This is a genomic window from Clostridium saudiense (genome assembly GCF_000577815.1).
GTDB lineage: Bacteria > Bacillota > Clostridia > Clostridiales > Clostridiaceae > Clostridium > Clostridium saudiense.
This window is the reverse complement of the sequence record NZ_CBYM010000011.1, coordinates 28321-48851: the sequence shown is the minus strand read 5'-3', so window position 1 is coordinate 48851 and position 20531 is coordinate 28321. Positions and strand designations below refer to the sequence as shown.

The 20531-nt window shown below is 28.7% G+C and carries 16 protein-coding genes and 2 riboswitches; of the genes, 15 read left to right on the top strand and 1 reads right to left on the bottom strand.

Annotated elements, in window-relative coordinates; translation table 11 throughout:
- Positions 1-40 precede the first annotated feature (40 nt).
- Positions 41-207: riboswitch (Lysine riboswitch) on the top strand.
- 220 nt (positions 208-427) lie between these two features.
- From lysA to TY07_RS07530, 14 genes are all read left to right on the top strand, one after another.
- Complete coding sequence (lysA, locus tag TY07_RS07595; protein ID WP_042397607.1) at positions 428-1720, top strand: diaminopimelate decarboxylase; 1293 nt, start codon at positions 428-430, stop codon at positions 1718-1720.
- A gap of 565 nt (positions 1721-2285) precedes the next feature.
- The gene (locus TY07_RS07590) at positions 2286-2513 is read left to right on the top strand and encodes a DUF3006 domain-containing protein (protein ID WP_042397603.1); all 228 of its coding nucleotides are present in this window, start codon (positions 2286-2288) and stop codon (positions 2511-2513) included.
- Entirely contained in the window at positions 2510-3031 is a 522-nt protein-coding gene (gene lepB / locus TY07_RS07585) for a signal peptidase I (protein WP_042397600.1), read from the top strand. Before TY07_RS07590 ends, lepB begins: the two co-directional genes overlap by 4 nt.
- A 46-nt stretch (positions 3032-3077) precedes the next feature.
- Positions 3078-5171, top strand: coding sequence for an ATP-dependent zinc metalloprotease FtsH (gene ftsH, locus TY07_RS07580; RefSeq protein ID WP_042397596.1), 2094 nt, complete (start codon positions 3078-3080; stop codon positions 5169-5171).
- Between the two features lie 182 nt (positions 5172-5353).
- Positions 5354-7447 (top strand): HelD family protein, encoded by a 2094-nt coding sequence (locus TY07_RS07575; RefSeq protein ID WP_042397593.1) that lies wholly within the window; start codon positions 5354-5356, stop codon positions 7445-7447.
- Between the two features lie 335 nt (positions 7448-7782).
- A complete protein-coding gene (locus TY07_RS07570) occupies positions 7783-8088 on the top strand; it encodes a PTS sugar transporter subunit IIB (RefSeq protein ID WP_042397590.1) in 306 nt (101 codons plus the stop codon).
- A gap of 82 nt (positions 8089-8170) precedes the next feature.
- Positions 8171-9493 (top strand): PTS sugar transporter subunit IIC, encoded by a 1323-nt coding sequence (locus tag TY07_RS07565; protein ID WP_042397586.1) that lies wholly within the window; start codon positions 8171-8173, stop codon positions 9491-9493.
- Between the two features lie 257 nt (positions 9494-9750).
- Positions 9751-11058 carry a 6-phospho-beta-glucosidase gene (locus TY07_RS07560; RefSeq protein ID WP_042397584.1) on the top strand — a complete coding sequence of 436 codons (1308 nt, stop codon included), beginning with the start codon at positions 9751-9753 and terminating at the stop codon, positions 11056-11058.
- Between the two features lie 13 nt (positions 11059-11071).
- On the top strand, positions 11072-11806 hold the full coding sequence (chbG, locus tag TY07_RS07555; protein ID WP_042397581.1) for a chitin disaccharide deacetylase: 735 nt from the start codon (positions 11072-11074) through the stop codon (positions 11804-11806).
- 12 nt (positions 11807-11818) lie between these two features.
- On the top strand, positions 11819-12085 hold the full coding sequence (locus TY07_RS07550; RefSeq protein WP_042397579.1) for a PTS sugar transporter subunit IIA: 267 nt from the start codon (positions 11819-11821) through the stop codon (positions 12083-12085).
- Between the two features lie 274 nt (positions 12086-12359).
- On the top strand, positions 12360-13064 hold the full coding sequence (locus tag TY07_RS07545) for a GntR family transcriptional regulator (protein ID WP_042397577.1): 705 nt from the start codon (positions 12360-12362) through the stop codon (positions 13062-13064).
- 173 nt (positions 13065-13237) lie between these two features.
- Positions 13238-13413: riboswitch (Lysine riboswitch) on the top strand.
- A gap of 197 nt (positions 13414-13610) precedes the next feature.
- Positions 13611-15053: a YfcC family protein gene (locus TY07_RS07540; protein WP_042397575.1), complete on the top strand. Its 1443-nt coding sequence runs from the start codon at positions 13611-13613 to the stop codon at positions 15051-15053.
- A gap of 336 nt (positions 15054-15389) precedes the next feature.
- A complete protein-coding gene (locus TY07_RS07535) occupies positions 15390-16523 on the top strand; it encodes a M20 family metallopeptidase (RefSeq protein WP_042397570.1) in 1134 nt (377 codons plus the stop codon).
- Between the two features lie 140 nt (positions 16524-16663).
- On the top strand, positions 16664-17587 hold the full coding sequence (locus TY07_RS07530) for an IS1/IS1595 family N-terminal zinc-binding domain-containing protein (RefSeq protein ID WP_042397567.1): 924 nt from the start codon (positions 16664-16666) through the stop codon (positions 17585-17587).
- A 616-nt stretch (positions 17588-18203) separates the two neighbouring features.
- Here the strand turns inward: TY07_RS07530 and TY07_RS07525 are convergent.
- Positions 18204-19286 (bottom strand): PRK06851 family protein, encoded by a 1083-nt coding sequence (locus TY07_RS07525; RefSeq protein ID WP_042397561.1) that lies wholly within the window; start codon positions 19284-19286, stop codon positions 18204-18206.
- A gap of 363 nt (positions 19287-19649) precedes the next feature.
- Here TY07_RS07525 and TY07_RS07520 point away from each other — a divergent pair, with 363 nt between their 5' ends.
- Positions 19650-20498 (top strand): transporter substrate-binding domain-containing protein, encoded by an 849-nt coding sequence (locus TY07_RS07520; protein WP_042397558.1) that lies wholly within the window; start codon positions 19650-19652, stop codon positions 20496-20498.
- Positions 20499-20531: the final 33 nt, after the last annotated feature.

Below are 20531 nucleotides of genomic sequence, written 5' to 3'. Positions count from 1 at the left end.
AAAAGTGAATTTAATTATTTAAGAGAAAATTTAATAGAATACCTATGTTAGAGGTGCTGTTTATAAAGAGTAGTAAATAGGAGCTGGCGAGCTAAGATGATTTATGAAAGGTATGATGGCCGAAGGAATAATTTATGCAAAAAGTTATTTCTGGGTATGCATAGAATATATGTATAACTGTCACGAAAGTGGAGTGCTAAAAAGGTGCAATTATTCAATCAAGGGAATTGAATTTATTTTTGAATTAAAATTGCATTTTAATAAGTAAACTACCTCAATAGGTTTTCTATAGGGGTAGTTTTTTATTATTATTTTTTATAAATTGGTAGTTTGTGAATATGGATAACAAAAGTAGTTTTAGTGAATAACCTATTAATGACGTCTATAATATCTAACTCCTAATTAATAATATTTTGGAGGTATAACAATGAAATTATTTGGGGCAATGGAAATTGAAAGTAATGAATTATGTATAGGAGGAATTAGCTGTAGTGATTTAGTTAAAGAATTTGGTTCACCGCTATATGTAATGGATGAAAATTTATTAATTAGCACATGCAAAAGTTATTATGATAATTTTAAGTGTAAAGAGAATCATAATAGAGTTGCATATGCAGGGAAGGCTTTTTTAACAAAGGCAATGTGTAAGCTTGTAAATGAGCAAGGACTTTATTTAGATGTAGTATCTGGGGGAGAATTATTTACAGCATATAAAGCGGGATTTCCTTTAAATAAAGTGTATTTTCATGGAAATAACAAAAGCAGAGGAGAAATTGAATTAGGAGTTAAACTTGGGGTTGGAAGATTTGTTGTAGATAATTTAGATGAAATGAAAATGCTAAATGAAGAGGCTGGAAAAAATAATATAAAGCAAGATATTTATTTAAGATTAACCCCTGGAATAGAAGCTCACACACATGATTATATTAAAACAGGACAAATAGATTCAAAATTTGGATTTGCACCTGTTGGAGAAACTATTATGAATGCAGTAAAACTTGCTTTAGATTGTGAAAATCTGAATTTAAAGGGCTTACATTGCCATATAGGATCTCAAATATTTGAAACAGAACCTTATAAGGATGCTGTTGAAATAATGATGAATTTTATGAAAGAAATTAAGGACCAAACAGGACATATAATACCTGAATTAGATTTAGGTGGTGGATTCGGTATACATTATACTGATGAAGATAAACCAAGAGAACCAAAGGAGTACTGTGAGGTAATATTAAATAAAGTTGATGAAGTTTGTTCAAGATTAAATATAGAAAGACCAATACTAACTATAGAACCAGGAAGGTCAATAGTTGGAAATGCAGGTATAACACTTTATACAATTGGAGCAATTAAGAATATTGAAGGTGTTAGGACTTATGTTTCTGTAGATGGAGGAATGACTGATAATATAAGACCTGCATTATATGGAGCTAAGTATGAAATGGCTATAGCTAATAAAATTGATGAAAAAGCTAATACTAGGGTTGCAATAGCAGGAAAGTGTTGCGAATCAGGAGATATATTTATTGAAGATATTTGTATACAAAAGCCAGAGATAGGAGATATATTAGCTGTATTTTCAACAGGAGCATATGGATTTTCAATGTCTAGTAATTATAATAAAAATCCTAAAGCACCAGTTGTATTTATTAAGGATGGAGTTGTAAGGCTTGTATCTAAGAGACAAAGTTATGAGGAACTTTTAGAGCTAGAAGTTTAGGTAGTTAAGAGTTAATAGTTAAGAGTTGAATTAAAAACTCCTTAGGAGTTTCTTTAAAAAATAGCCTAAATCATCGGAGATGATTTAGGCTATTTTGTTTTTAAATTCAGGTTGAGCTGAATTTATTCCTAAACTCTACACTTGTCATTTGCTACCTGTCAGTTATTAAGCTTGTCACTTACTAAGAGTGTTAGCTAAAAATATTTTCGCTTTAAGTTTCTCTTGTATTAATCTTACTAACAATGTTATTTTTATTTTATAGCTTAAAATTTTTTAATTATATTTAAGTATATAAATATTTTGAATCAGTATTATAAATTAAATACTTTGAAAGTATTAATAGTTAATATTTTAATATAACATTAAATTTTTTGTAACAGAAATGACATAATAACACTATATAATGAAGAGTGATACTATTAGTTATTAATGAAATGTGATATACTTATAAACAGTTATTGAAATTATGGTAAGTTTCAATATAAATAAATTTAAAGTATATAGTTTATTTACTTGTTATTGACTTTACATCTTAAATAAAGATTAATAAACAGAGGGTATTAGTATGGGAAAAAAGAAATTTATAGTGGACAGAATAGAAGGAAATTCTATTGTTTTAGAAGATGAAAAACAGGGTATAATCTTAATAGATATAAATTTGTTTGATACTAAACCTAGTGAAGGCGATGTAGTAGTTGAGATTGATGATAATTCATTTAAGGTAAATGAAGACGCAACTAAAGAGCGAAAAAGTAATATAAATGCTTTAATGAAAGGTATGTGGGAAGAGTGAGCCAAGATGTAAAAAAAACGAACTTTTTTAATGATTGGATTGTACCAATAGTAGTAGCTGTAATATTAGCATTTTTAATTAATAGGTTTTTAATTTTTAAGGTTAAAATTCCATCAGAATCTATGGTTCCAACATTAAATGTTGGTGATAGATTGTTTGTTAGCAGAGTTTATAATCCAGAAAAGCTTAAGCGTGGTGAGATAGTAGTTTTTCATTCGGAAGAAAAAGATGAAGATATGATTAAAAGACTAATAGGATTACCAGGTGATAAAGTTATTATAAAAGATGGTGTGGTTAGCGTAAATGGAGAAACACTTCAAGAAAACTATATAGGAACCGCAGATAATTATACAGGTGAATTTGAAGTGCCAGAAGGTAAGTATTTCTTTTTAGGAGATAATAGATATTGGTCTTTAGATTCTAGATATTGGAATGATCCATATATTGATGGTAGTGAAATAAAAGGTAAAGCTCAAATAAAGGTATATCCATGGAAAGACTTTGGAAAAATAGAATAAGAGCTTATAAAAAGACATTAAGAGTTAGTAGGAGAAATAAAAAAGTATGAATAATAATGTGAACAATAGAAAAGGCGGAGAAAAGAAGAAGAATAACAATAATAAGTTCTTATTAATTTATGTTGTAGTAGCTTTCTTGTTTTTATATTCATTTTCGACAGCTAAGGAAATGTTAACGACAAAGGAAATTTCATATAATGAATTTGTTCAAATGGTTAAAGATAAGGAAGTTAAAGAAGTTACTGTAGATGGGACAGCACTTGTAATAACACCTCAAGATTCAAGTGATATGAAAGGTAAAGTTCTTTATACAGGAAATGCAGATAATCCAGATTTAATACAATTATTAATAGATAATGACGTACAGTATTATCCTCAAATAACAAAGCAACAATCTGTATGGATGGACTTTATTATATTAAATGTACTTCCATTAGTAATAATGTTCTTTGTGGTTAGATTTATATTTAACAAAATGTCTAAAAAAATGGGCGGAGGTCCAATGGGCATGGGTGGCATGGGTAAAAGTAATGCCAAAGTATATGTTGAAAAAGATATAAAAGTAAGTTTTGAAGATGTTGCAGGGCAAGATGAAGCTAAAGAATCATTAACAGAAATAATAGATTTCCTTCATAACCCTAAGAGATATACAGAAATAGGTGCTAAATTGCCTAAGGGTGCTCTTTTAGTAGGGCCTCCAGGGACAGGTAAGACTCTTATAGCAAAAGCTGTTGCTGGTGAAGCAAAGGTTCCATTCCTTTCAGTTTCAGGTTCAACTTTCGTTGAAATGTTTGTTGGTATGGGTGCAGCTAAGGTAAGAGATTTATTTAAAGAAGCAGAAAAAATGGCTCCTTGTATAATATTTATAGATGAAATTGATTCTATAGGTAAGAGTAGAGATAATCAAATGCAAAGTAATGATGAAAGAGAACAAACTTTAAATCAATTACTTACTGAGATGGATGGATTTGATACATCAAAAGGAATAGTTATTTTAGGTGCAACTAATAGACCTGAAATATTAGATAAAGCGCTTTTAAGACCAGGTAGATTTGACAGAAGAGTTATTGTTGATAGACCTGACTTAAAAGGAAGAATTGCAATATTAAATGTTCACTCTAAGGATGTTAAGATGTCACCAGAAGTTAACTTAGAATCAGTTGCAAAGGGAACTCCAGGTGCTGTAGGTGCTGACCTTGCTAATATAGTAAATGAAGCAGCTTTAAGAGCAGTTAGAAGTGGAAGAGAAACAGTTATTCAAGAAGATTTAGAAGAAGCAGTTGAAGTTATAATTGCTGGTAAAGAAAAGAAAGATAGAATTCTTTCTAAGAAAGAAAGAGAAGTTGTTGCATTCCATGAAGTTGGGCATGCATTAGTTGCTGGACTTTTAGAAGGAACAGATCCAGTTCATAAAATTACAATAGTTCCAAGAACAATGGGGGCATTAGGATATACTATGCAACTTCCAGAAGAGGAAAAATACCTTGTTTCTAAAGAAGAATTAATGAACCAAATAATGGTTATGCTTGGTGGTAGAGCTGCAGAAGAGGAAGTATTTAATCTTGTATCTACAGGAGCTTCAAACGATATTGAAAGAGCAACTCAAACAGCAAGAAATATGGTTACTATTTATGGTATGACTGATAACTTTGATATGATGGCTTTAGAATCAGTTCAAAACAGATACTTAGATGGTAGAGCAGTTAGAAATTGTAGTGAAGAAACTTCTACTTTAGTAGATAAAGAAGTTTTATCTATAATTAGAGAGTGCCATCAAAAAGCAAGAGAAATATTAAGAGAAAATAGAGATTTATTAGATAAGATTTCTGAATACTTATTAGAAAAAGAAACTATTTTCGGAGATGAATTCTTTAAGTTTGTATATGAAAAATATCCAGAATTAAAGGAAAAGAGAGAAGAAGAAAAGAAAAGCAGAGAGCTTGAAAATAACAAAAAAAAGGCAGATGAAGTTTCAGAAGAAATTTCAGAAGACTTACAAGATGCTAAAGTAGCACAAGAAGTTATTGAAGCTGTTGAAAAAGAAGAAGAAGATATAATGAAACAATCATCTTCTAATGATGAAGTTATATTAGATATGGACAAAGAAAAAGAGTCTGAGGAAGAAACTAAAGAAGACTAAGATAAGGCTTAAAAAGTATATTAAAACTCAGAAAATAAACTAAAAGATAAATTATAAATAGGTATAATTAATAAGGGGTTAAGCTATTATTTTATAGCTTAACTCCTTTAAACTCTTAACTATAAATATACTTTTAACTCAAAACTATTAACTATTAACTAACCGAAGGGGTGCGTGGAGCTTTGAATAAATTTGAATTTTTACAAGAAGAACAAAATTTAGAATATACTCTTAATTTATTAAGTAAAGAAATATTAAATTACATACAAAAAAGAAAAGATGTTGCAGATTACATATTAGAGTATAGAAAGAAGTTTATTGAAGAATATAGAGATGATGAAGATAAAGTAATGGAATACTTTGACCATGAGAGATATGTCAAAGAGGAAATGTATAGAACTATAGATAGAAAGTTAGCTGAATTTACAAAGTTAAAAGAATCTCCTTACTTTGGTAAAGTTAATTTTGAGGATAATGGATATGCTGAAGAAATTTATGTTGGAAGATATGGATTAACTCCGGAAGGAAGCTTTGATGCAGCAATAGTTGACTGGAGAGCACCAGTTGCTTCATTATTCTATAAAGGAACATTAGGAAATACTAGTTATAAATCTCCAGAGGGGGAAGTTCCAGTTGATATATTAGCTAGAAGACAAATACTTATTAAAAAAGGTAAGCTTGAGGGATGCTTTGATTCTGATGTAGATGTTAAAGATGATATCTTACAAATGATTTTATCTTCAAATGCTGGGGAAAAGCTTAAGGATATAGTTATGACTATCCAAAAAGAGCAAGATGAAATTATAAGAGAAGAAAGAATGAAGGTTGTAGTTGTTAATGGAGTTGCAGGTTCAGGAAAAACAACAATAGCACTTCATAGAGTTGCATATCTTTTATACAATTTCAGAGAGCAGTTAGGAGATAAAGTATTAATATTAGGACCTAATGATATATTTATTGATTATATAGGGGATGTCCTTCCTACTTTAGGAGAAAGTAATGTTAATCAACAAACATTTGCTAGTTTTGCAATAAATGAAATTGGATTACATGAACCAGTAATTGATATTACAGCTTATTTAGAAGAAGTTCTAAATGGAAATGAAGAAATAATAAGTGAGATAAAATATAAGGGCGGGGAAGAATTTATAACTGTTTTAGATGAAAAATGTGACGAATTAGAGGCTAACTACTTTAATTTTGAACCTGCTAAATTCTTTGATGAAGAAGTAGTTTCAGTAGAAGAAATTAACGAGTTATTTGAAAAACATTATAAATACATGCCTTTATTTAGAAGAAGTCAAAAGATAAAGAGAATTATTACTTCAAAGCTTAAAGATAAGAGAGATGAACTAGTAAGAAATTTAAATAATGAGGTAAAAGAAAAATTATCAGCTCTTTCAGAAGAACAATTAGTAATTGAACAAAATAATATAGAGTTCCAAAGAAAGATAAGAATTAGAGAAATTGTTAGAGAACTTATGACTCAAAAAAACAATTTAGCTAAATGGATAGATAATGAAAGTATTGTAGACATTTATAAAGAATTTACTAAGACTCAAAACTTATCATACTTAGATTTACCAGCAATACTTTATTTAATGATTAAACTTGATGGTAAAAAAGTTAGTCAAGAAATTAAGCATATAGTAATTGATGAAGCTCAAGATTATAGCATGCTTCAATTTATTGTATTAAAAGAATTAACAGGTTGTAGAAGCTACACTATAGTTGGAGATGCAAATCAAAGATTAATTAAAGTAGAAGAAACACCTGCAATGCTTAGGTTAAAATCTTTATTTGGTGGATTTGTTAAGAACTATGCTTTAAATAAGAGTTATAGATCTACATTCCAAATCATGGAGTATGCAAGTAAATTATTAAATGAAGATGCAATAGTTCCTTTTGTTAGAAAAGGTAAGTATGATGTTGAAGAAATTGATGTTAAAGATCAAGATGATTTAATTGATACTATTTTAGAGACATTAGAAGATTATGATGATGAAAATTATGATAATATTGCAATAATAACTAAGGATAAGGAACAACTTAGAAGAATAGCGCCAGAGCTTAAAAAGTTTACTAAGCTTTTAGCCTTTGATAGAGAAGATGTTATTTACAGAGGTGGGAAAGTCATAGTTCCTTCTTATTATGCAAAAGGACTTGAGTTTGATGGAGTTATAATAGTTAATTTTGATGATAATACAGATGATTTAGTAAAATATATTATGGCAACTAGAGCTCTACATAGATTAAAGGTAATTAATTTTAAATAAATAGTAGGACTGCAAAGTTAATCGAATGAATGGATTAACTTTGCAGTTTTTTTATAGTCAGAAGTAAATATATATATTAAAATTAAATACCTATACATTTAATTTTAAATATGTTGGTAAAGAATGAAAGCGATATGAATTGGAATAAGAAATTAATATTTTAAGGAGGTTGTTTTTAATAAAGTGTATATAAATAGTGCAAAATGAGTATGAAAATAAAAAAACAAAAAATATTTTAAAAAACGCTTGAAATGTATAGACAATGAATATACTTATGTATACATAAGGTAAGTAAACGAATACATGAATCAAATAAATGTTTGGAGGTATATATTATGATAAAAATTATGTTAGCTTGCTCAGCAGGTATGTCAACAAGTTTATTAGTAACAAAAATGCAAGAGGCTGCAAAGGAAAAAGGAGTAGAGTGTGAAATCTGGGCGATTTCAGAAGTAAATCTACAAAGTGAAATTGAAAAGTGCGATGTTTTATTATTAGGGCCACAAGTTAGATACATTTTAAGTAAAGCTAAGGATTTAGCAGCACCACACGGAATTCCAGTAGAAGTTATTAATATGATGGATTACGGAAGATGTAATGGTAAAGCTGTTTTAGAAAGAGCATTAGAATTAAAGAAATAAGATATAAGTATGATTTAAAGAAAGTGGTATTGAGAATTAATGGGAAATTATAAAAATATCAAGATAAAGGTAGGGGAACGATATGGAAAAGTTTATGGCTTTTATGGATAAGTACATTACACCATATGCAGCTAAGATGGGAGCACAAAGACATTTAGTAGCAGTAAGAGATGCTTTCGTTGCAATGATACCGTTAACAATAATAGGTTCGTTAGCAACACTTATAAATAACGCACCAATAAAGGCATTAAGTAACTTTTTAGCAGATAATACATTTGGACAGCAAATAAAATCATTAAACGGAGATATATGGTTTGGAACATTAGCTATTATGGCTTTACTTTTAGTAATAGGTGTTGCATATAATTTAGCTAAATCATATGAAGAGAATGGGCTTCAATCAGCAATGATAGCAACATCAATATTTATTCTTTTAATTCCACAAGTTGCAAAGATTGCAATTGATGGACAACCTGCAGTAGAAGGTTGGGGATTCATTGGAGTTGCATACTTAGGAACAGGAGCATTATTTACAGCAATTATAATAGGAATTTTATCAACAGAAGTATTTATTAGATTAGGAAAACTAAAACAATTAGTAGTTAAAATGCCTGAGGGGGTTCCACCAGCAGTATCAAGATCATTTGCTAAGTTAATCCCAGGTATGTTAACAGTAGTTATATTTGCAGTTGCAGGATTATTAATAAGATTAGCAGCAGATGGACAATTCTTAACAGATTTAATAAACAAATACTTAGGAATTCCATTAAGTAATATAACAGATACATTACCATCAGCTATATTGATAGCATTCTTTATTCATGGATTATGGTTTGTTGGTTTACATGGAGCAAATATTGCATTACCTTTCACAGGAACAATGTTAACTAACTTAGGAGCACAAAATGCAGAAATGATTCAAAATGGAGCTCCATTAGATCAATTACATGTATTAGCAGGACCGTTCTTTGATGCTTTCGTATTCATGGGAGGATCAGGAGTAATAATTGGATTATTAATTGCTATAGCAATTGCAGGTAAGAGAAGAAGAGATATGCTTGCTTTAGGATTAGCACCATCAATCTTCAACATCAGTGAACCAGTAATATTTGGATTACCAATCGTATTAAATCCTATATTCGGAATACCATTTGTAATAGCACCAATTGTTACAACAATAATATCATATTTATCAATTTCATTTGGATTAGTTCATCCAATAATAATGGCAACTATGCCTTGGACTACACCTCCAATACTTGGTGGATTTATGGCAACAGGACATTGGTCAGGAGCAGTTTTATGTATAGTTAATATAGCAGTTTCAATCTTAATATACTTACCATTCGTGGCTATGGCAGAAAAGATGGATGCTAGAAAAATGGAAATGGATCAAGTAGCTTAATTGATATAGAAAAATAAGCATAGGAGTTTGGAGTTAATAAAAGAATAAAGTTGACATAAATGTTGACTTTATCCCAAACTCAAAACTCCTAACATTTTATATTTTGCTTTATATTCATTTACAAAGTGAGTAAAAATCAGCATATAAAATGCTATCTTAAATGAGATTATAGAAAATAAGAACTATTAAATAAAATACAATACATACAGATTAATTAAAGCAAATTTATAAATATAAATGTTAGGATGGTGGACAATATGAAAAATGGTATTAAAATAGTTACAATCGGTGGAGGATCAAGCTATACTCCAGAATTAGTTGAAGGATTTATAAAAAGACATAAAGAGCTACCTGTTAAGGAATTATGGTTAGTTGATATAGAAGAAGGAAAACATAAGTTAGAAATAGTAGGAAATCTTGCCAAAAGAATGGTAAAAAAAGATAGAGTGGATATGGAGGTTAATCTAACTTTAGATAGAAGAGAAGCATTAAAGGATGCTGATTTCGTAACTACTCAATTAAGAGTTGGATTATTAGATGCAAGAATAAAAGATGAAAGAATTCCGCTTTCACATGGAGTGATAGGTCAAGAAACTAATGGAGCAGGTGGATTATTTAAAGCACTTAGAACAGTTCCAGTAGTATTAGATATAATTAAGGATATTGAAGAACTTTGTCCAAATGCATGGCTTGTTAACTTTACAAATCCAACAGGAGTAATTTCAGAAGCAGTATTTAAATATACAAACTTTAGAAGATATATTGGATTATGTAATGTTCCAATAGGTGTTAAAAATGGTATGGCAGACATATTAGAAGTGGAAAAAGATAGAGTAGAAATGGACTTTGCTGGACTTAATCATATGGTTTATGCATTGAATGTAAGATTAGATGGTAAAGATATAACAAAAGAAGCAATTGAGAAATTCGTTACTTCATCATTAACAATGCAAAATATAAAGGATATTCCTTTAAATGCTGATTTTGTTAGAGCACTAGGAGTTATTCCTTGTCCATATCATAAATATTACTATAAACATAAAGAAATGTTAGAAGAAGAATTAGAAGGATTCAAGGATGGAAAAACTAGAGGAGAAACTGTTAAAGCCTTAGAAGACGACTTATTTGAATTATATAAAGATGAAAATTTAGCTGTTAAACCACCACAATTAGAAAAAAGAGGTGGAGCATACTATAGTGATGCAGCTTGTAACTTAATAAACTCAATTTACAATGATAAGAAGGATATTCAAGTTGTAAATACATTAAATAATGGTGCAATAAGAGACTTTAGAGAAGATTCAGCAGCAGAAATGAGCTGTGTAATAACTAAGGAAGGTCCAAAACCTTTATCAGTAGGATATTTACCAGTTGCAGTAAGTGGATTAGTTACTGAAATAAAAGCATTTGAAATATTAGCAGCAAAGGCAGCAGTTGAAGGTGATTATAATGCAGCGTTACAAGCATTATGTATAAATCCATTAATACCATCAGATGACTTAGCTAAAACTATTCTAGATGAGATGATGGAAGCACATAAAGAATATTTACCACAATTCAAATAGAAGAGGTGTTAATATGACTAAATTAATAGTAAATGCAGATGATTTTGGATTAAGTGAAGCAGTTAATTATGGAATAATATCAGCATATAAAAATGGAATAGTAAGATCAACTACTATAATGGCAGGAATGCCAGCTTTTGATCATGCTGTTGAACTATTAAAAGAAAATAAAGGGTTAGGCTGTGGAGTTCATATGACTTTAAGCTTAAATAAACCTGTTTTAAATTATCATAAGACAATAGTAGATGAAAATGGTAACTTTTATAGAAGAATAACTAATGAACTTATAGAAGAAAAGTTTGATTTAGATGAAGTATACGAAGAATTTTGTAGCCAAATAAATAAGGTTATTAATAGTGGTGTAAATGTTGATCACTTGGATTCTCATCATCATGTTCATACATTATCAAGTTTAAAACCTGTTATAGAGAAAATAGTTAAGAAGTATAATCTTCCTATAAGAGGTGGATTTGAATCAAAACTAGATTATGACAAAGTTATACCAATGACAGAAAGTTTTTATAATGAAAATGTAACAGAGGATTATTTTGAAAAATATATGGATGAGCTTAAAAAGCATGATGTAATAGATATCATGTGTCATCCAGCATTTGTAGATGAGTACTTAGTTAATTCAACATCTTATGCAATGCAAAGAATGAAAGAATATAGTATTTTAACATCAGAAAAAGTACAAGAATATTTAAGAAAAAATAACATAGAACTTACTAATTACAGTAAGCTTTAGGAGGATATAAATATGAACGAAGAATTAATGGAAATATCATTTGGTCTTATAGCTAATGCAGGAGAAGCTAAAGGATTAGCATATGATTCATTAAGCAAAGCTAAAGCTGGTAACTTTGAAGAAGCAAAAGAATTAATAAATAAATCAAAAGAAGAAATGCATAAAGCTCACGCATTCCAAACTAAGCTTATTACTGAAGAAGCTTCAGGAAATAGCGTAGAAGTAAATGTGTTATTAATTCATGCACAAGATCATTTAATGAATGCTATGAATTTTTAACAACTAGCTGAAGAATTTATAGAAGTTTATGAAAGATTAGTAAAGTTAGAAAATAAATAAGCGAACCATTTTTTATATTATATATCTTATACATTTTATACATTTAACGGTATGGCTTAAGAAAATATTTCTTAAAGTTATATCGTTAATTTTCTATAAATAAAAATAATATACAAAAATTTAGAGATGTAAATATGATATAATAGAATATATATACTATTATTATTTGTATATACATCTTATATTTATAGTAGTATACAAAGGAGTTTAAAGAATGGTTGAACCAATGTATGTTAAAATAGAAAAATATTTAAAAGAATTAATTGATTCTGGTGAAATAAAGCAAGGTGAATTATTACCATCAGAAAATAAATTATGTGAAAAATTTAATGTTACAAGAATGACAGTAAGATCAGCTTACAATAATTTAGTTAAAGAAGGCTATATAACAAGAAAAAGAGGTATAGGTAGCATTGTTTTAGCTAATAGAATTTCTGACAATATTAGCAATATTCACAGTTATACTAAGGAAATGATTAATAAGGGGTATAGTGTAATAACTAAATTAATTAGTTTGTCTATAGTTGAAGCTGATAAGACTATAAAAGATAAATTAAATTTAGAATTGGGAGAAAATGTTTGGGAAGTTAAAAGAGTAAGGTATGCCGAGGGGTCGCCGGTTTCATATATGATAACTTATATGCCTGTAAAGATGTTCCCCAATTTAAAGAAAACTGATTGTGATTCGTTATATAAATATTTAGAGAAGTGTGGATATAAAATATCTACGGCACAACGTGTAGTTGAAGCATTAATATCAAGTGAAGAATTAATGGAACTACTAGAATTAGAATGTGAATCACCTATTCTTCATATAGAGCAAGTGGCAATATTAGAAGGTGGAGAAGTTTTTGAATATTCACATACATATCATTATGGATATAAATTGACATTAAATGCTGCTGTAGATAAGTATTGAAATTGGATATAAATACAAGAATATATATTAATTAATGTAAATATTAAATTAGGCTTATAAGTAGATTATATATGTAGTATTTTGAGGAATTAAGACGGAAAAGTTTATAATTATACAAAATTATCTTTACAATATACATAAAAAAATGTATATTATAAGTGACAAATAGATATGAAGTAGGTAGAGGTTGCGATATTTAATAGTATGTTTGCGGAGGTAAGCACAGTGATGTAAACAGAAAGGAAATTTCGCCGAAATGTATAGCTAATGCTTTGAGGCTATAACATTGGGGTTATGTAGAAGATACATAACACTGTCACAGTTCGCTTTGTGAGGAGCTATCACTAATATGGTTATATTTTTACAAAAGATAAGAGTTAAATTTTATTAGTTTTTGTTAGTAATATAGTCTTGAGTGATAAACTCAAGGCTTTTTTTGTTTTAATTAAACTGTGAAGAACTATCACTTATTAGCATGAAGCTTTTAAAAAGATATCTCCTTCAACTAGAATGTCACATAATAAATTCAGGGGGGATTTTAAACTAATGCAAAACGTAGTAGAAAACGAAAGAAAAGGTTTTTGGAAAAAATTTAGTAATGGAATAAAAGTTCCACATACATTAGTTATTATTTTTTCAATAATAATATTAATGGCAATAGCAACATATATAGTTCCAGGTGGAGCATATGAAAGAGTAGTTACAGAAGTAAATGGACAAAGTAGAACTGTAGTATTAAATGGTTCATTCCAATATGTTGAAAATGAAGCACAAGGATTATTTTCAGTAATGCAGGCACCGATAAGCGGATTAGAGCAATCAGCAGAAATTATAGCATTCTTATTCGTAGTTGGTGGGGCATTTAGTTTAATAACTAGAACAAAAGCAATAGATTCAGCTATTGCTAAAGTTGTTAATATTTTTAAAGGTAATGAATTATTAATAATTCCTATTATATTTACACTGTTTTCTCTTGGAGGAGCAACTTTTGGTATGACTGAAGAGGCTATACCATTTATAACAATTTTAGTTCCGTTAATGTTAGCACTTGGATTTGATAGTATATTAGCAGTAGGGATAAGTTACTTAGGATGTATCGTAGGGTTTGCAACAGCTATGCTTAATCCATTTACAGTAGGTATAGCACAATCAATAGCTGAAATTCCACTATTCTCAGGATTAGCATACCGTACTATTTTATGGGTTATAACAACCGCTGTAGGAGTTATATTCTTAATGATTTATGCAAGAAAAATTAAGAAAAATCCAGAATTTAGCCCAATGTATAAATTAGATGAAGAAAAACGTAAAAAATTAAGTCAAACTCAAAGTGAGGAAATTAAATTTACAGTTTCACATAAAATTATTATTGCATCTATCGGTGTTTGCTTAGCAGTTATTATATGGGGAGTTCTAAAAGCAGGATTCTGGATTCCAGAAATAGCAGCTGTATTCTTAATAACAGGAATATTTGCAGGAATAGTTGGTGGATTAAAAGCTGATGAAATGGCAGAAGCATTCATAGCAGGAGCTAAGGATATGATTGGAGCTGCTATGGTAATTGGATTTGCAAGAGCTATAGTTATAATTGCTGAAAATGCTCAAATTATAGATACAATATTATATGGTTTATCATCATTTATAGGTAAATTACCATCATTATTAGCTGCATGTGTAATGTTACCAGTTCAAATGTTTATAAACTTCTTTGTTATTTCAGGTTCAGGACAAGCGGCGTTAACTATGCCAATATTAGCACCACTTGGTGATTTACTTGAGATATCAAGACAAACAACAGTTTTAATATTCCAATTAGGAGATGGATTCTCAAATGCTATCTTCCCAACATCAGGAGTATTAATGGCATGTCTTGGAATGGCAGGAATACCATATTCAAAATGGGTTAAATGGATTATGCCATTACAAATAATCTTATTTGCACTTGGAATTATATTTGTAACTTGTGCAATGATGATGGGATGGGCTTAATTTAGTTAATAGTTAAATTAGTAATTAGGTTATCAGTTAGAATTAATGGTTAATAGCTAAGTTAGCTGGTTAAGAATTAATAGTTAAAAGTTAGATCAATATTTAAGAGTTGGTAAGTAATAGTAAATAGTTATTAGTTAGTAAGTAATAGTTAGGAATTATAAGTTTGTAGCTTATAATTTGTAGGTAGTAGTTTAAGAATAAATTCAATTAAACTGAATTTTAAAGGAATATTAGTAATAAGCTCCTAGAGGCTTTATATTCAACTACTAACCTAAAACTATTAATTACTAACTAAATTTCTTATTAATTTGTTTTACAAGGGAGGAAGAATAAATGAAGGAAAGAATATATAATGAAGGTCAATTAATTAAAGAAAAATTAGTAGAAATAAGTGATTACATATACAATAATCCAGAGCTAGGAAACGAAGAATATAAAGCTGTTGAAGCATTAACAACATTCTTAAAAGAGCATGGATTTGAAATAGAATGTCCTTATGCTGGGATGGAAACAGCATTTAAAGCTACTTTTGATAGTGGAAAACCAGGAAAAACAGTAGGATATTTATGTGAATATGATGCACTTCCTGAAATAGGACATGGATGTGGACATAACATGATAGGGCCTATATCTTCTGGAGCAGGAGTTGCATTAAGTAAAGTTTTATCTGAAATTGGTGGTAAAGTTATAGTTTATGGAACACCAGCAGAAGAAACAAATGGTGGAAAAGTTATTTTAACAGAAGCTGGAGCATTTGATGAATTAGATGCAGCAATGATAGTACACCCAGCAGGGGAAACAAGAGCAAGTGGATCAAGTAATGCACTATATGCAATTCAATTTACATACAAAGGTAAAACAGCTCATGCAGCAGCTTGTCCAGAGAAGGGAATAAATGCATTAAATAGTGTTATTCAATTATTCAATGGAATAGATGCACTTCGTCAACATGTAACTCCAGATGTAAAAATGCATGGAATAATTGTTAAGGGTGGAGTTGCTGCGAATATAGTTCCAGATGAAGCCGTAGCACAATTCTATTTAAGAGCAGAAACTAGAGAAAAAGTTTATGATGTTTTAGAAAAAGTTAAAAAGATTGCCGAAGGGGCAGCCTTAATGACTGGTGCAACTTTAGAAATGGATAGATATGAATTACCATATGATAACTTAAAAACTAATGAAACATTATCAGAAATGTTTAATGAAAACTTAAGAACATTAGGAATTACAGAAATAAATGCTCCAGAAAAGAGCTTAGCATCAAGTGATATAGGTAATGTGAGTCATGTTGCTCCAACAATTCATCCGTATATAGGGTTAACAGATTGTCCGCTATCAGGGCATACAACTAAAATGGCTGATACTACAACTACAGATAAGGCTCATGATAGATTATTAGTTGCAGCATTAGCATTAGCTTACACAGGGTATGATGTTATAGTTAAAAATGAAGATTTAAGAAAATAAATAGATTATGTTGATAAAAAGGGATGGTTATTTTTAAACCATCCCTTTTTATACTAAAAACTTTATTAAATGAATAAATTTTATAATAATGCGGTTTAGAACTTAAGTCATATGTTAATAATCATAACTGGTGATGAGTTATGAGAAATGCATATAAAAAATTAATTATAAATCAGAGAAGAAATAATAAAATTATAAATGAATTAAAAGTAGATAATATTGAGGATAAAAGTGAAAAATGCCCATATTGCGAATGTACTGAATTTATTAAGTTTGGAAGTTATAAAGGAATTCAAAGATATAGATGTAAGAATACAAAATGTGAAAAAACATTTACTAAGGAGAGCAATAATCCTTTTAGATGTTCTAAAAAATTTAAGGAGAACTGGGTAAAATACTATGATGTTTTTATTAATGGACTAACATTAAGGGAATGTGCTAAAGCATTAAATATTACTTTAGTAACGTCATTTTATTGGAGACATAGATTTTTACATGATTTAAAGATAAAAAATCATATTGAAAGAATAGATTCTTATGTAGAGTTTACTAAGCTAGTAACAACTGAGAATTTTAAAGGTAGTAGAAATATAAATACTAAAGAAAGAGATAAGATTGTAACTATTAATGGTGTAAATGATTCTATTAACATAATTTCAGTTATAGCTGGTAGAAGGTACTTTGGATTTAATGAAATAAAGAAAAAATTAATACAACGCATAGATGAGAAGGCATACATAGTTGGAATGATAGATGCAAGACTTGATTATTTTTGTAAAGTATTCATAGAAGTAAATAAGAGCAAGTTAAATGAGAAAATTGAGAAAAACACTCATAGAAAGTATTCTATTAAAGCTAAATTATGGCTAAAAAAATTTAGAGGTATTGCAAGTAAATACCTAAGTGATTATTTAAGTTTGAGGGCTTTTGAATATAAAAATAATGGTGAATATAAAAATTGTATACCAATTGAAGAAAGAATAAAATTTAAAATTAATTTAGGTGTAGAAATAAGTACGTATATTACATGGAATTCAATAAAACTAAAAGAATTAGAAGTATAAACTTAATTCTAAAAATAAAGTGTTGATATATAGTCAGAAAATGAGGGAGAATTTTTATTATATATTGTGATGATTAAGAAGCCACTATTCAAATTAGATAGTGGTTTAGTTGTGCTACTTAAAAGTTAAAAAAGGTTGCTTTTTCTAGATTATATATAAATGAAATTTATAGTCAGACATAAGATTATAGAGTAGCAGTTAAGTCCTATACGAATCTGTTATATCAAATTGTTGTTAACAACAATTTGATATAACAGATTCGTATAGGGATAAAAGACATATGATATACCCTTGAGATGAATTAGTGTAAAATGATTTATGTTATAGTGAATAAATAAAAATAAATAAAATGAATTTGCTTTGTAAAAATATACAAAATATGAGGTTTGATAAAAATTAAATATTAACTTATCAAATTATATTTTAATTCCAAAAAGAGAATAAGTTTTAATCGATGGAATGAAACAGGGAATATTAAAAATGTAGTATCATATTTTTGAGAAAAAAACATATTTAAATTATTGGATTATGGTTAGTAATTTAATTGGTTGTTAAGTAAAAAAAAGTAAAAGGAGATTACATCAATATTTAATAACATTGATGTAATCTTTTTAATTTATTCGTATTTACTTAATTTCTTAATAACATTATCATAAATATCATTAGCAACAGAAAAATCCATTGCTTTAATATAATAACTTTCTAATTCGTCATGTAATATATGAGCATTATGGATTAAAGAAATACTCTTATTAACTAATTCATAGAATAAATTACTATTATATTTTATATCGTCAATTTTTGAAGATGGTAAATTAGATTTAGTGTAGTCAAATAAATTATATTCAATACCAGTATAATTAGCTTGGTTAATTTCATTATTGCTTATAATGCAGGTTGATAATTCAGGAATAAAAATATGCTCGATTCTTTCAGGAACAAAAGGATCATGCATATATTCAATAAAGAAACCTTTCTTTTGACCACTACTGCCTATAAATTTTAAAATATCAGTCTTACCAAAGCCAGGGCCACCTGTTAATACATATTTCTTTTTAAATTCACTACTAAGCTGATCAGCATAAGTAATTATTCCATCAGGTGTAATTGCAGTTGCGAAAAGATGACGTTCGCCGCCATATCCAATTTTATCAGACTTAAAGATATTATTTTTTAGGTTTTCGATAATATTAGAAATCTTATTAGAATCTAAAGATTCGTAATTTAGACTGCTCCAATCATCATGAATGCATTTAGCAGAGCCTAAATATCTATAAGCTCTTTTAAAGTTCTTACCAATTTCCTTGTTTAAAGAGATAATTTCTTTTTTGTTTTTAGAAAGTACATCCATATCTAAGGCATCACCCATATTAAGTATTTCATCTACAGCTCCAGGATTTATAGGATCAACAATGTGTGGAGATGTACCATCTAATAAAGCTATGTTTAATTCTTTAATTAAAACTCCATCTAAAGAATTCGGATCTGAAGAACAATGATGATATTCTATTGTATATCCTTTTTTGCTGAAATAAGCAGCAATTTTTTTCATAAGTTGAGATTTTCCAGTACCAGGGCCACCTTTTATACAAAGTATACGTTTTGCATCATCTTGAGAAAGTACATATCTATAAAATGAATAGAAGCCTTTAGAGGTGTTTCCACCAGGAAAGAGATGTCTCTCTTTTAGTGTTGTCATTAATTTCACTCCTAATAAAATTAAGTTATTCATAATATTTTATTCATGATGGATATAAAAATGGACAAATTTAATGAAATAATTTAATTTTAATATTATTGCTTGCTATTTTTGAAAGAAAATATAAATATATATGCAGAAGATATGTATAAAATATGTATAAAAAAATAAGGGAATTGTAGGAAAATATTATAAATTTCATAAATGTTATATAAATATTCATAAAAACTATAATATTTATGCATAAATATAAAAAAATATAAAAAAATCAAAAAGAGTGTTGCATAAATATGATAATGTGTTGTATAATTATACCAAGGTTAAGGAAAAGATTAACAATGAATAGTCGAGGGGGATTTAAATATGAAAAAAGGATTAATGAAAAAAGTGATAGCAGCAGTAATGTTAGGAGTAATGACTATGGGTTTTGTTGGATGTGGGGCATCAAGTAACAAAGCATCAGATAATAATAGCACTGACTTATTAGAAACAATACAAGAAAAAGGTAAATTAGTTGTAGGAATGAGCGCGGATTATGCACCATATGAATTCCACTACATAGATGAAAATGGAAAAGATGTTATTGGTGGATTTGATGTAGATATAGCTAATGAAATAGCTGATGCAATAGGGGTTGAATTAGTAATTCAAGAAATGGATTTTGATGCATTAGTATCAGCATTGCCAGCAGGAAAGGTTGATGTTGTAATTTCAGGAATGAATCCAACTGAAGAAAGAGCTAAAGTTGTAGATTTCTCAGATATCTATTATAACTCACAACATGGAATATTAGTAAGAACTGAAGATGCAGACAAGTATAAAACATTTGCTGATTTAGAAGGTGCAAAAGTTGGAGCACAACTAGGATCAACTCAAGAACAAATAGCAAAGGCAGAAATTCCAAATGCGGATTTACAATTACTAGCTAATGTTAATAATTTAATATTAGAATTGAAATCTGGAAAAGTTGATGCAATAGTAATGGAAAAGCCGGTTGCTGAAATGGCAGTTAAAAATAATCCAGATTTAGCAGTAGGTGAACCTACTTATGAAGAAAAAACTGGTGGTAATGCAGTAGGTGTTGCTAAAAATAATCCAGAATTATTAGCTAAAATAAATGAAGTTATAAATGAATTAAATGAATCAGGAAAGATGGACGATTATATATTAAAAGCAAATGAATTAGCTGCAAGTGCAGGAGTTGCTGAATAATAAATATAGAATTTAGTTATAGCAGTTTAGGGG